This is a genomic window from Streptococcus oralis (genome assembly GCF_023109005.1).
Taxonomy (GTDB): domain Bacteria; phylum Bacillota; class Bacilli; order Lactobacillales; family Streptococcaceae; genus Streptococcus; species Streptococcus oralis_BU.
Genome location: NZ_JALDTU010000006.1, coordinates 13,036 through 26,938, shown reverse-complemented (window position 1 = coordinate 26,938; position 13,903 = coordinate 13,036). Strand labels below are relative to the sequence as shown.

The window sequence follows — 13,903 nt, the reverse complement described above, 5'->3', positions numbered from 1 at the left end:
GATGTCTATTACAACATTACTCACCCTCTTGGTCTCTTCTATGCTGATTTACTCAGCACCACTTATTTTTACGAGTATCGGGGGAGTTTTCTCTGAACGTGGTGGTGTCGTTAACGTCGGTCTTGAAGGAATTATGGTTATGGGAGCCTTTTCTGGGGTTGTCTTTAACCTTGAGTTTGCAGAACAACTTGGAGCAGCGACCCCTTGGATTTCCTTGTTAGTTGCTGGTATCGTGGGAGCTATTTTCTCCCTCATCCATGCAGTCGCTACAGTTCATTTCCGTGCGGACCATGTTGTCAGTGGTACAGTATTAAACTTGATGGCTCCTGCCCTAGCAGTTTTCTTGGTTAAAGTTCTTTATAACAAAGGACAAACGGATAACTTAAGCCAAACTTTTGGACGTTTTGATTTCCCAGTTTTGGCTGATATCCCTGTGATTGGAGATATCTTCTTCAAGTCAACAAGTTTGCTAGGTTATATCGCGATTGCCTTCTCTTTCCTTGCATGGTTTATTCTCTTCAAGACACGTTTTGGTCTTCGCCTTCGCTCTGTTGGTGAACACCCTCAAGCAGCGGATACCTTGGGGATCAATGTCTACAAAATGAGATATCTTGGGGTTGTTATTTCAGGTCTCCTTGGTGGAATTGGGGGAGCGATTTATGCTCAATCCATTTCTGTCAACTTCTCAGTGACAACTATTGTCGGTCCTGGATTTATCGCTCTTGCTGCAATGATCTTTGGTAAATGGAACCCAATCGGTGCTATGCTTTCTAGTCTCTTCTTTGGACTTTCACAAAGCTTGGCTGTTATCGGTTCTCAATTGCCTTTCCTACAAGGAGTACCAGCGGTTTACCTTCAAATCGCACCTTATGTCTTGACCATCCTTGTCTTAGCAGCCTTCTTTGGAAAAGCAGTTGCACCAAAGGCAGACGGTATCAACTACATCAAGTCAAAATAAGCATAGAAAAAACGTCAGTTTAAACTGGCGTTTTCTATTTTTAAAATTTCAGTTTTGAAACATATGATAGTAAATTATAGCGAATAAGCAACTCTTAAATTTTAAGTTCTAATTAAACTTAGTTTTCAATTTTTAGTATTCTAAAAATTTTAGGTAACATTATAATTATATATATTAGGAGGGTTCCTCCTCCAAATATGAATATCACCCCTCCATTCACTTCTTTTTGAAAAAGATAAGTGAATACTATGGTACCTATTGGCATGATAGATGTATTTAGTGTAAATAAAGTACTCATTACTCTGCCTAAAAATTTTGTTTCGATGGTACTTTGAAGGTAAGTCATCACAATAATATTTAAAACAACAAGAGTAAACGCTATGATTCCCATAAATATACTACCAAGAAAAGAAATAATAATTTGAGAGTTAGTTGATGCAAATGTGATGCCTAAACCAATAATAGCTATAGTTAAGAGAACAAGTGGCATGGTTATCTTACTCGAGAGTAAGATGTTGTTTTCTTTCTTATCTGGCAATAGTGACATTGAAATACTGGCTAAAAGCATTCCTACTGCTGCCATAGTTTCAAGCATTCCTACTGTTGAGTTACCTAACAGAAGTTGTTCCTTTACTACAAATGGCACCCCAATACTGATAGATGTGTAGAAAAAATTGAGGATAACACTTACAAGAATAATGTATTTTACAATTTGATTTTCTTTAAGAAATTGAATAATTTCTTTGACTCCATGCAGAGGATTTTCACAACTCGTAGCCTTGTTCTCTTTCTCGTTATATTCATAGTAAAATTTCATACTAAGTAGAACTCCTAAAGAGAGGAGATTTGCAAAAATTTCAATTAGAATAAAACCTGCAAAACCTAACCAACCATAAAAAATGACTCCAATAGCTGGAGAAATCATGGTTGCAATTGCAATGGCAGTCTGTGTAACAGAACTTAATCTTTGAATTTTTTTATCATTTACTAATTCATGAATTGAGGCTGAATAACAAGTATCACTTATATTGACTGTAATAGAGTGGAGTATTACAAATGGAATTACTAGATATAAGATACTAGAAGAATCCATAAGAAAATAAAAAGTATAAAACAAAAGAAAGATAAAAATCCTAAAGATGAAATTATATATTAAAATTTTCTTGTGTGGGTATCTATCTACTAGATTACCAATGGGAATTAAGAAAATCAAACTGACTAAAGGATAAATAATCATATTAATCCCAAAACTCATTGCAGATTTTGTTTGATCCAGTAGCATCAGACCTAAAGCAAAATTGAAAGATTTCCCGCTCAAAGAGCCAATGAAATTGCTAATAAAATCTTTTATAATTTGCTTATTTGATATACGATCACTAATTATATTTTTCATTTTTATTTCCACCATGAAAATTATTACTTAGAAAGTTTATATATTAAAATTCTTCACTAGGATACTAGTGTAATAGAATATTTTTAAACGCCAGTTTAAACTGGCGTTTTATTTTTTAGGATTTTGGTGTGTCAAGTTTAGTCCCCAAGGAACGAGATTTTCAGTTTTATTTTTGATACGTGTGATATTATCCTTGTGACGAATGATAATCAAGCTAGCAAGTGCTAGGATAATCAGAATGAAGAGAGGGTCATAGTTGTCTAGGATAAATCCAAATAGTGGAAATAGTAGAACTCCGATAACGGCTGCGATAGAAGCAGTAACGCTAGACAGTGAAATCATACTACCTAGATAGAGGGTTCCAAAAAATACAATCGCTAGATAGAGACAGAAGATAGGCGCAAATCCGAAAACAACTCCAGCGCTAGTTGCGACAGCCTTGCCCCCTTTAAATCCTGCAAAGATAGGAAAGGTATGTCCAATTACAGCTAAAAGTCCAAAGACAAGAGGCGATACACCTTGTAGGTGGAAAAGAATAGGAAGTAGAGTGGCCAAGGTCCCTTTAAAGAAGTCAATCACAAAGGTTGCCATACCAGCTTTCTTACCTAAAATGCGAAAGGTATTAGTCGTTCCAGTATTACCAGAACCATGCTCGCGCAGATTTGTTTGAAAGAAGATTTGTCCAATCCAAAGACCAGACGGAATCGAACCTAGCAGATAAGCTAAAATTAATAATATAAATGTCATCATAGACCTATTATACCATGAAATGCTTTCGAAAGTCAGAGAATATCCTGTGAAATTATGACGGCTGAATGGGAAAAATTTTGCAAAATCCCTAGAAAACCTGTAAAATAGAAAAGATGAACGAATAGGAGGTTCCTTGTGTCAAAAAAGGAAATCAATATTAATAACTACAATGATGACGCCATTCAGGTGCTAGAAGGGTTGGATGCGGTCCGTAAACGTCCGGGGATGTATATCGGTTCGACCGACGGTGCAGGTCTCCATCACCTAGTCTGGGAAATTGTGGACAATGCAGTCGATGAGGCCTTGTCTGGCTTCGGTGATCGCATTGATGTGACTATCAATAAAGACGGAAGTTTAACAGTAGAAGACCATGGTCGTGGGATGCCGACTGGTATGCACGCCATGGGAATTCCAACTGTCGAGGTTATCTTTACCATTCTTCACGCCGGAGGGAAATTCGGTCAAGGAGGTTATAAGACGTCTGGAGGTCTCCACGGGGTGGGGTCTTCTGTTGTTAATGCTCTATCAAGTTGGCTAGAAGTAGAAATCACTCGTGATGGCGCAGTCTACAAGCAACGTTTTGAAAATGGCGGGAAACCCGTCACAACCTTGAAAAAAATTGGTACAGCACCCAAATCTAAGACAGGTACCAAGGTTACCTTCATGCCTGACGCAACGATTTTTTCTACGATTGACTTTAAGTACAATACTATTTCAGAACGACTCAATGAGTCAGCCTTTCTCTTAAAAAATGTGACCTTGTCTCTGACAGACAAACGAACAGATGAAGCGATTGAATACCATTATGAAAATGGAGTCCAGGACTTTGTTTCTTACCTCAATGAAGACAAGGAAACCTTGACGCCAGTCCTATACTTTGAAGGCGAAGACAATGGCTTCCAAGTGGAAGTTGCCCTCCAGTACAATGATGGATTTTCAGATAACATTCTATCCTTTGTCAATAACGTTCGCACCAAGGATGGTGGAACGCATGAGACAGGACTCAAGTCAGCCATTACTAAGGTCATGAATGACTACGCGCGTAAGACTGGGCTCCTCAAGGAAAAAGATAAAAACCTAGAAGGTTCAGATTATCGTGAGGGACTAGCTGCCGTTCTTTCTATTCTGGTTCCTGAAGAGCACCTCCAGTTTGAAGGCCAGACCAAGGACAAGCTTGGAAGTCCACTGGCTCGTCCTGTTGTGGATGGCATAGTATCTGATAAGTTGACCTTCTTCCTAATGGAGAATGGAGAACTAGCTTCAAATCTCATCAGAAAGGCTATCAAGGCTCGTGATGCTCGTGAAGCGGCCCGTAAGGCACGTGATGAGAGCCGAAATGGCAAGAAAAATAAAAAAGACAAAGGCTTGCTGTCTGGAAAATTGACCCCAGCCCAGTCTAAAAATCCAGCAAAGAATGAACTCTACCTGGTCGAGGGTGATTCTGCCGGCGGTTCTGCTAAACAAGGTCGTGACCGTAAGTTTCAGGCTATCTTACCTCTTCGAGGTAAGGTTATCAATACAGCCAAGGCTAAGATGGCGGATATTCTTAAAAATGAAGAAATCAATACCATGATTTATACCATCGGTGCGGGTGTGGGAGCAGACTTCTCCATTGAGGATGCCAACTATGGCAAGATTATTATCATGACCGATGCGGATACCGATGGTGCCCACATTCAAACTCTTCTTTTAACCTTTTTCTACCGCTACATGCGTCCACTAGTCGAGGCAGGACATGTCTATATCGCCCTTCCGCCTCTTTACAAGATGTCCAAAGGGAAAGGCAAGAAAGAAGAAGTGGCCTATGCTTGGACAGACGGAGAGTTAGAAGAACTTCGTAAGCAGTTCGGTAAAGGCGCAACCCTCCAACGCTACAAGGGACTTGGTGAGATGAATGCGGACCAGCTCTGGGAAACAACCATGAACCCAGAAACTCGTACCCTCATCCGTGTCACGATTGAAGACCTGGCCCGCGCAGAACGCCGAGTAAATGTCCTCATGGGAGACAAGGTCGAACCACGCCGCAAGTGGATTGAGGATAATGTTAAGTTTACGCTTGAGGAGAGTGGGGAGATGGTGTTTTAGGGGGAAGAATGTATGGATAAACAAAAATTAATATCTTTTTTCTTTGATTTTACTGGAATGGATTTGGACAAGCTTTTAGAGGGGCTGGGAATAGATGAAAAACTTGAAACCCAAAAAATTCAAAATGCAGTAAACGATTTTGAAAAATATATATTGGAAAGACATGGCGAAAATCCTAGTTATGAGGGTATAGCCAAATTCTGGAAGGAAAATCAAGTTTCTGAAGAGCTTATAAAAATTCGGTATAACTTGAATAGTAAATATAAAGATTATGAAGAATTTAAAAATCACCTCAAAACAATGATTAGTAGCCAAGACTTTAATCCTGATTTGTTTTTTGAATTGATGGATGAATTTGAAAAATGTTTGTCTGATACGATACTTGATCTTTCAACACTCTCAAAATCTGATGTTGCGCTACATAAAAAATTGCATGAAGATACTAGGGGTGAAATCGCTAGTTTGTCAGAACAAAGTAGCAAGCAACATCAGGAACTTTTAGAGGTGATTAAACAAGTGCAGAGTCCGGATATTTCAGATTTTGATTGGTATTTTGAAGCTGTCGAGTTAGAAGGTCATTCTGTTGAGTGTTATGAATTAAAATCTCAGTATAAAGATTTAGTATTGAAGGATGTCAATTTTTGGTATGTCAATAAGTTATCGAAAAAGACGCTTGAATACGAAATCGACAAAGCTTTAACATGGATTAGATTAATTGAACATAACATAAATATTATAGATGAATTATCTGAAATGGATATGCTAAAAGTCCGAGATAAGTATGATGCCTTGTATCAAAAATCTGATTATCAAAATATGAAAATGTGTTTTGAAAGATTATCTTTTAGAGAGCACTATTTACAAAGTAAAGCTATTTTTGAAGATTTGTTTTCCGATGGAACTTCAGATAAATGGATTGTGAGGAATAAAGCCGAAATAGGGGATATCAAAGTTGGGAGTAAACTTTCTAATAGAAAGATGAAAGGTTTCAAAAATTTCTATACCCTTGATTGTGTTGGCGGACCAGCACAACTGGTGAATGATTTTTTCTATGAAGGGAAAAGTCTTCTAGTTATTGAAGGAACTTTTAAAGGTAATAAAATTTATACTGTATTTGAATTTACGACTTCAGGTCAGGCTAATACAAGAAATTTAATTCCGAGCAGAGCTCAATCGTTATCTGATGAAGATGATAAAATTATTGAATTAATAGAAAATTCAATTAAAAAAGGCTTGTCTTATGATTTAGATGGCTTTATTACTTATAGTCATCTATCAAACATGAAGCGTTACTTTATTGAACCTTTAGATTAAAAATATTTTATATATCCTAATATTTAACCCCTTTACAAAAAATCCCACTTGAAGAATATTTTGTCTAGGGGAAAATAGCCCAAAACACACATGTGTGTTTTAAGTTATTAGAGTAAAATACGAATGTTTAGATATGTTCTGGATTATTTTAGAGCAAAAACTTAAAAACATATCATTGAAAGAGGAGTCTGTTGGGGGCTTTTACAAAAGCCAATAAGTCTGAGCAGGTTTATGCAACAAAGCTTGGGGATATGGAGAAACTTCTTGAGACTTTGCAAGCTGGTTTGCACCGTTCCAAGGCCAGTCAAACGGTGGCTAGTCTGGAAACGTCTGATCGTGAGCGTGATGATGCGCTTTCTACTTTGACAGGTTTGGTCAAGGCCTTCTCTCGTGTGAAGGAGGCAAGTAGCAAGGAAGCTTACGACAAACTCAGCAAACTTTTCAAAAATTATGCTGGGCTAACGAGTATGAGCTACGAAAAAGAGACAGAAGCTATTAACCATTTGCTCAAGGAGCTAAAAGATACTGACTACCAAACTGCCCTTGCAACCCTGCATTTGACAACTCATGTAGAAACCTTGACAAAGGCGCAGGCTCAGTTTGAAAAAGCCTATAAGGAGCGTTTGGCTGAGCAAAAAGGCAAGGCACCTAGTCAAAACAAGGAAGTTCGTGCGAAACTACAAGAAATCTATGACTTCCTTGTGGACTTTACTGCAATCAACGCCTATGCTTATCCAGATAAAAAGCAGTATGCCGATCTCCGTGACCATCTCAACGCTATTCGTAGTCGCTATAAAAAAAGCAAGCCAGCTAAGAAGGCGAGAGAAGAAGCGACGGAGGCGAATTAAAAGTTTATCGTAAATACTTTTTTGCAAGGAGGATGTTATGCATGCTGAACAAAGAATATTACAAAGACTTGGATTAGAAAATCAAGAAGAATTACTTGGTTTTTTAGACCTTAGTAATAGAGTTGATAAAATTAAATTTTTCTATCCCGAATTTCAATTCAGCACAAATAATTTAATTGAAATTTCATGGGAAAATGATGGATATTTTAAGCTAATCGGCTCCGATAATAAAAAAACAAAGGGAACTACTTCTTTTAGAAGAGGATGGGAAACGATTTTAAGGTCTACATTCAAGAGCAGTGAGAGTGAAGATTTAGGCAAATTAAATAAAACTCCAGAGGGTTTTCCGAAAGGAAATATTCCAAAAGGGGATAGTGAAGATTGGTACTTTCACAGAGGACATATTTTTGCGAGAAGATTCCATAAATATGTAGTTGGATATAAAATTTTAAATGCTCAACATCAGGATACCCAAGAAAAGTGGTCTAAAATTTCTATCGATTCTCAGGCTAAAAATCTTTTTACACAATTTTCTAGAGCAAATAAAGCGCAAGCAGAAATCGAAGAAGAAATGCACCAGTTATTGCAAAGTGAAGAATCAGTCTATTATGAAGTAAAAGCTGTCTTTAAAGATCCAGCTGACAAATATCCTATTGGAACTGAAATATTTTATGTATCACTATCATCACACGATGAGTTCGCACACTATTTTATTCCAAACGTTGATTTTGGTTTTAATTTAGAAAACTCACAAACGGACTATGCTGATTTTTATAAGAATGGATATAGTGAAGAAAATCACAGAAAGTTTTTTGCTGATAGTGATAGAAAACATAGAAATTGGCAGATTAGCGAGAATGAATCTTGTACTGTGGAGTCGAATGGTGGTAATTTTTCTATTAGAGAATTATCTAAGATAGCGGTAGATAGTCTCATTGAAAATCTCAAGAAAAACAATAAAATAACTACATGTAGTAAGCATGTGCAAGATGGTGAACAATGGACATTTTTAGGCCAAGCATTAACTCACTTCACTTCTACAGGGACTCTGCGATTACAAGGGAAAGATTCGTCAATGTTTGAAAAGGCTAAACAATATCTTTTAGACTATCTGTCTAAGGAAGACTGACAGTACAATCTTGATATTAACTGATTCTAACAGATTAAATTGGAAAAGAAAGAAGAGTAATATGTAAAACAATTCGATAAAAAATCTGATTGACCATTTCTGTTATTTTATAGTCCTGCTCTTTTCAAAACTAATATAAATAAAAATTAGAAGGTATCCCTATGAGAACTGAACCCGAAATGCTGAGATTAATTTTACAGACTGCCGAAACTTTACAAGTCGAGGCTGTCGCCATGTCTGGTTCGCGAACTGATACAAAAGCACCAAAAGATGAGTTTCAAGACTATGATGTGGTCTATGTCGTGGACGATTTAGATAATCTGACGAGTGACCTTTCTTGGTTAGAGCAGTTTGGCAACCGCCTGATTGAACAGTATAATGTACTTGGACACCGTCGTCTCTATCTCATGCTTTTTGAAGATGGCAATCGGATTGATTTGACCCTCTGCCCCAAAGACCACATTCAAGAGTGGGTGGATAGCGAAGCTGATTATACAGTTTTGAAAGATGAGAAAGGCTTGTTTGAGTCCTATACTACAAGTCCTCAACGTTACTGGACGGATCCAGCTAGCCCGATTGATTTTGAAAAAGCCTGCAATGAATTTTGGTGGGTATCAGCCTACGTGGTTAAAGGGATTTGTCGTAATCAGCTCATCTATGCGATCGACCATCTCTACGGTATTTGTCAACAAGAACTCTTGAAGGTCTTAGCCTGGCAGGTAGCAAGTGATAGGGGGACTGTCGACATCGGCAAGAACTACAAGTATCTCTTTAACTATTTGTCTGCTGAGAAAGAGAAGGAATTCTCGAATCTGCTTGATTTCTCATGTAGTGACAAAGTCACTCAGTCATTGTTTGCTACGACGCAACTTTTCCACAGAGAAGCTCAAATCCTTGCTCAAAAGATGGGCTTTGCCTACGATAAGGAAGTGGCTGAGAAGATGATGAGATATGCTGAGGAGAAACTTCCTAATCGCTAAATAATTAAGCAACGTATTTTAAACTACAGAAAGGGTCGTTTTGGTTACTTATCGTAACTGAACACGGGACTAATCCTTTCTACATCCTTTTATCATTACACATACTCTACATTCTTTGAAAGGAGTTGAACACGCCCTAAATACTGTGAAAAAAAGATAAATTCTCTTGCGAGCATCGCTCATTTTAAGAATTTCCTATTTTCACTTTGTATTTTATGGGCTCTGTATCTTATATGAGTAACATTCAAAACATGTCCCTTGAGGACATCATGGGAGAGCGCTTTGGTCGCTACTCCAAGTACATTATTCAAGACCGGGCTTTGCCAGACATTCGTGATGGATTGAAGCCGGTTCAGCGACGTATTCTTTATTCTATGAATAAAGATGGCAATACCTTTGACAAGAGCTACCGTAAGTCTGCCAAGTCTGTCGGGAACATCATGGGGAATTTTCACCCCCACGGTGACAGTTCCATCTATGATGCCATGGTCCGTATGTCTCAGGACTGGAAAAATCGTGAGATTTTGGTTGAAATGCACGGTAACAACGGTTCTATGGACGGAGATCCGCCTGCGGCGATGCGTTATACCGAGGCTCGTTTGTCTGAGATTGCTGGTTATCTTCTTCAGGATATCGAGAAAAAGACAGTTCCTTTTGCCTGGAACTTTGACGATACGGAGAAAGAGCCGACGGTTTTGCCAGCAGCATTTCCAAACCTCTTGGTCAATGGTTCGACTGGTATTTCGGCTGGTTATGCCACAGATATTCCTCCGCATAATTTGGCTGAAGTCATTGATGCGACTGTTTACATGATTGACCACCCAACAGCCAAGGTGGACAAACTCATGGAATTCTTGCCTGGACCAGACTTCCCTACAGGAGCTATCATCCAGGGGCGTGACGAGATCCAAAAGGCTTATGAAACTGGGAAAGGGCGCGTGGTCGTTCGTTCTAAAACTGAGATTGAAAAGTTAAAAGGTGGCAAGGAGCAAATCGTTATTACTGAGATTCCTTATGAAATCAACAAGGCTAATCTAGTCAAGAAAATTGATGATGTCCGTGTCAATAACAAGGTGGCAGGTATTGCTGAGGTTCGGGACGAATCTGACCGTGACGGTCTTCGTATCGCTATCGAACTCAAGAAAGACGCTAATACTGAGCTTGTCCTCAACTATCTCTTCAAATACACCGACCTACAAATCAACTACAACTTTAACATGGTGGCGATTGACAATTTCACGCCTCGTCAGGTCGGAATTGTGCCAATCTTGTCTAGCTATATTGCCCACCGTCGTGAAGTGATTTTGGCGCGTTCACGCTTTGACAAGGAAAAGGCTGAGAAACGTCTCCATATCGTCGAAGGTTTGATTCGCGTGATTTCGATTTTGGACGAAGTCATTGCCCTTATCCGTGCTTCTGAGAATAAGGCTGATGCCAAGGAAAATCTCAAGGTCAGCTATGAATTCACAGAGGAGCAGGCTGAGGCTATCGTTACCTTGCAACTTTACCGTTTGACCAATACGGATGTTGTTGTCTTGCAGGAAGAAGAAGCAGAACTTCGTGAAAAGATTGCCATGCTTGCGGCTATCATTGGCGATGAACGCACCATGTATAATCTCATGAAGAAAGAGCTTCGTGAGGTCAAGAAGAAATTTGCGACACCACGTTTGAGTACTTTAGAAGATACTGCGAAAGTAATCGAGATTGACACAGCTAGTCTTATCGCTGAAGAAGACACTTACGTTAGTGTAACAAAGGCAGGTTACATCAAACGTACCAGTCCTCGTTCCTTTGCAGCTTCCACTCTGGAAGAAATTGGCAAACGTGATGATGATCGTCTGATCTTTGTACAATCTGTCAAGACAACGCAACACCTCTTGATGTTCACAACTCTTGGAAATGTCATTTATCGACCAATCCATGAGTTGGCAGATATTCGCTGGAAGGACATCGGAGAGCACTTGAGCCAGACCATTACAAACTTTGAGACTAACGAAGAAATTCTTTATGCAGAAGTCGTGGATCAGTTTGATGATGCGACAACCTACTTTGCTGCAACTCGTCTTGGTCAAATCAAACGTGTTGAACGCAAAGAGTTCTCTCCATGGCGGACCTACAAGTCTAAGTCTGTCAAGTATGCTAAGCTCAAAGACGAGACAGACCAGATTGTAGCCGTGGCTCCGATCAAACTGGATGATGTTCTCTTGATTAGTCAAAACGGTTATGCCCTTCGTTTCAATATCGAAGAGGTTCCTGTTGTCGGTGCCAAGGCCGCGGGTGTCAAGGCTATGAACCTGAAAGCAGATGATGCGCTTCAGGCTGCCTTTATCTGTAACACCTCATCCTTCTACCTCTTGACCCAACGTGGTAGTTTAAAACGTGTTTCTATTGACGAAATCCCAGCAACCAGCCGTGCCAAACGAGGTCTACAAGTCTTGCGTGAGTTAAAAAACAAACCGCATCGTGTCTTCTTAGCAGGAGCAGTTGCAGAACAAGGCTTCATCGGTGATCTCTTCAGTACAGAAGTGGAAGAAAACGACCAAATGCTGCTTGTCCAATCTAACAAGGGAACAATCTATGAAAGCCGATTGCAAGATTTGAACTTGTCAGAACGCACTAGCAATGGAAGCTTTATATCAGACACCATTTCAGATGAAGAAGTTTTCGATGCTTACCTCAAAGAAGTCTTTAAAGAAAGTAAAGAAAATCCATAAAAAGAATCAGTCCAGAGGGCTGATTTCTTGTTGTCGAGAAAATTTTCAGAAAATTACAAATAATACTTGAAATTTTACTAGAAAAGTGTAGAATAGAACACATAGTTTGAATAGTATAAAGGAGAAACACATGACAGTTGCAATTGATTGGGAAAACCTTGGCTTTGCTTATATGAAATTACCTTACCGTTATATCGCTCACTACAAAAATGGTCAATGGGATCAAGGAGAATTGACAGAGGATGCGACCTTGCATATTTCAGAGTCTTCTCCAAGTCTCCACTATGGGCAGCAAGCATTTGAGGGCTTGAAAGCCTATCGTACGAAGGATGGTAGTGTTCAACTTTTTCGTCCTGATGAAAATGCCAAGCGTCTGCAACGTACTTGCGACCGTCTCTTGATGCCACAAGTTCCGACAGAAATGTTTGTAGAAGCCTGTAAAGCGGTTGTTCGTGCCAATGAAGATTATGTACCACCATACGGAACGGGTGGAACCCTCTATCTCCGTCCGCTTTTGATTGGTGTTGGAGACATCATCGGGGTAAAACCTGCAGAGGAGTATATTTTCACCATCTTTGCCATGCCGGTTGGTAACTATTTTAAAGGTGGTTTAGTCCCAACTAACTTCTTGATTCAGGATGAATACGACCGTGCAGCTCCAAATGGTACGGGTGCGGCCAAGGTAGGTGGGAACTACGCTGCTAGTCTCCTCCCAGGTAAAATGGCCAAGTCACGCCAATTTTCAGATGTTATCTACCTAGACCCATCTACGCATACAAAGATTGAGGAAGTCGGATCAGCCAACTTCTTTGGAATCACGGCAGACAATGAATTTGTTACACCATTGAGTCCATCCATCTTGCCATCTATTACCAAGTACTCTTTGCTTTATTTGGCAGAGCACCGCTTGGGCTTGACGCCGATTGAAGGCGATGTCCCAATCGATAATTTGGATCGTTTTGTAGAGGCAGGAGCTTGTGGTACAGCAGCAGTTATTTCTCCAATTGGTGGGATTCAACATGGCGATGATTTCCATGTTTTCTATAGTGAAACAGAAGTAGGTCCTGTTACACGTAAACTCTACGATGAATTGACTGGTATCCAATTTGGTGATGTGGAAGCACCAGAGGGATGGATTGTCAAAGTGGACTAAAAGACACGAAGTAAAGAAGAACTCCATAGCAGTTGTAATGGCTGAAATGGAGTTTTTTCTTGCTAGTTTGAGTATTTTCTTGTACAATAGAAAAAGTGAAAAGAGGTACAGTATGAGTAAAAAAGATAAGAAAATTGAAATCCAATTAACCGATGCAAAAGTGACTGTTGGAAAAGACAGCTATGAAGGATACATTTTGACAATTGGGAAAAAGGTCATTGGGGAAATTGCCGAATTAGATAACCAATTTGCCATCATAAAGAATGGAAATGTCGATAGTTTTTATAAAAAACTTGAAAAAGCTGTGGAAATTTTGATTGAAAACTATAATTTGACAAAATAATACTTGTTTTATTGAAAATTTCATGATATAATAGTTCTCGTTAAACATTGGAGAGATAGCGAAGAGGCTAAACGCGGCGGACTGTAAATCCGCTCCTTCGGGTTCGGGGGTTCGAATCCCTCTCTCTCCATTCATCATTGGGGTATAGCCAAGCGGTAAGGCAAGGGACTTTGACTCCCTCATGCGTTGGTTCGAATCCAGCTACCCCAGTTCTTAGGTAATAAATTCAAGATAAA

10 protein-coding genes, 2 tRNA genes and 1 pseudogene are annotated in these 13,903 nt (G+C 39.3%); 11 read left to right on the top strand and 2 right to left on the bottom strand.

The window, feature by feature from the left end; all coding sequences use genetic code 11:
- Position 1: 1 nt before the first annotated feature.
- A complete protein-coding gene (locus M1F56_RS06770) occupies positions 2-958 on the top strand; it encodes an ABC transporter permease (protein WP_247917267.1) in 957 nt (318 codons plus the stop codon).
- Between the two features lie 118 nt (positions 959-1,076).
- Here M1F56_RS06770 and M1F56_RS06765 read toward each other — a convergent pair whose 3' ends face one another.
- On the bottom strand, positions 1,077-2,351 hold the full coding sequence (locus M1F56_RS06765) for an MFS transporter (protein WP_000789516.1): 1,275 nt from the start codon (positions 2,349-2,351) through the stop codon (positions 1,077-1,079).
- 108 nt (positions 2,352-2,459) lie between these two features.
- Positions 2,460-3,101, bottom strand: a complete 642-nt coding sequence (plsY, locus tag M1F56_RS06760; RefSeq protein WP_247917266.1) for a glycerol-3-phosphate 1-O-acyltransferase PlsY — start codon at positions 3,099-3,101, stop codon at positions 2,460-2,462.
- Positions 3,102-3,236: 135 nt separating this feature from the next.
- On the opposite strand from plsY, the gene parE reads away from it, so the two are divergent.
- From parE to M1F56_RS06710, 10 genes and pseudogenes are all read left to right on the top strand, one after another.
- Complete coding sequence (parE, locus tag M1F56_RS06755; protein WP_247917265.1) at positions 3,237-5,186, top strand: DNA topoisomerase IV subunit B; 1,950 nt, start codon at positions 3,237-3,239, stop codon at positions 5,184-5,186.
- A 12-nt stretch (positions 5,187-5,198) separates the two neighbouring features.
- Positions 5,199-6,500 (top strand): hypothetical protein, encoded by a 1,302-nt coding sequence (locus M1F56_RS06750; RefSeq protein ID WP_247917264.1) that lies wholly within the window; start codon positions 5,199-5,201, stop codon positions 6,498-6,500.
- A gap of 182 nt (positions 6,501-6,682) precedes the next feature.
- Positions 6,683-7,348: pseudogene (locus tag M1F56_RS06745) on the top strand (DUF6261 family protein); the annotation flags it as partial.
- A gap of 37 nt (positions 7,349-7,385) precedes the next feature.
- Positions 7,386-8,477 (top strand): DNA/RNA non-specific endonuclease, encoded by a 1,092-nt coding sequence (locus M1F56_RS06740; RefSeq protein ID WP_247917263.1) that lies wholly within the window; start codon positions 7,386-7,388, stop codon positions 8,475-8,477.
- A gap of 161 nt (positions 8,478-8,638) precedes the next feature.
- Positions 8,639-9,457 (top strand): aminoglycoside 6-adenylyltransferase, encoded by an 819-nt coding sequence (locus M1F56_RS06735; RefSeq protein ID WP_247917262.1) that lies wholly within the window; start codon positions 8,639-8,641, stop codon positions 9,455-9,457.
- 233 nt (positions 9,458-9,690) lie between these two features.
- Positions 9,691-12,171 (top strand): DNA topoisomerase IV subunit A, encoded by a 2,481-nt coding sequence (gene parC, locus M1F56_RS06730; RefSeq protein WP_247917261.1) that lies wholly within the window; start codon positions 9,691-9,693, stop codon positions 12,169-12,171.
- Between the two features lie 115 nt (positions 12,172-12,286).
- Positions 12,287-13,324: a branched-chain amino acid aminotransferase gene (locus M1F56_RS06725; protein WP_348771657.1), complete on the top strand. Its 1,038-nt coding sequence runs from the start codon at positions 12,287-12,289 to the stop codon at positions 13,322-13,324.
- 112 nt (positions 13,325-13,436) lie between these two features.
- A complete protein-coding gene (locus M1F56_RS06720) occupies positions 13,437-13,667 on the top strand; it encodes a DUF2969 domain-containing protein (protein ID WP_049484231.1) in 231 nt (76 codons plus the stop codon).
- A 49-nt stretch (positions 13,668-13,716) separates the two neighbouring features.
- Positions 13,717-13,797, top strand: a tRNA-Tyr gene (locus tag M1F56_RS06715).
- Positions 13,798-13,805: 8 nt separating this feature from the next.
- A tRNA-Gln gene (locus tag M1F56_RS06710) sits at positions 13,806-13,877 on the top strand.
- Positions 13,878-13,903: the final 26 nt, after the last annotated feature.

Coding starts and splice junctions, on each gene's coding strand:
- M1F56_RS06770 (WP_247917267.1), top strand. CDS start 2: ATGTCTATTACAACATTACTCACCCTCTTGGTCTCTTCTATGCTGATT.
- M1F56_RS06740 (WP_247917263.1), top strand. CDS start 7,386: ATGCATGCTGAACAAAGAATATTACAAAGACTTGGATTAGAAAATCAA.
- M1F56_RS06735 (WP_247917262.1), top strand. CDS start 8,639: ATGAGAACTGAACCCGAAATGCTGAGATTAATTTTACAGACTGCCGAA.
- M1F56_RS06720 (WP_049484231.1), top strand. CDS start 13,437: ATGAGTAAAAAAGATAAGAAAATTGAAATCCAATTAACCGATGCAAAA.
- plsY (WP_247917266.1), bottom strand. CDS start 3,101: ATGATGACATTTATATTATTAATTTTAGCTTATCTGCTAGGTTCGATT.
- M1F56_RS06765 (WP_000789516.1), bottom strand. CDS start 2,351: ATGAAAAATATAATTAGTGATCGTATATCAAATAAGCAAATTATAAAA.
- parC (WP_247917261.1), top strand. CDS start 9,691: ATGAGTAACATTCAAAACATGTCCCTTGAGGACATCATGGGAGAGCGC.
- M1F56_RS06750 (WP_247917264.1), top strand. CDS start 5,199: ATGGATAAACAAAAATTAATATCTTTTTTCTTTGATTTTACTGGAATG.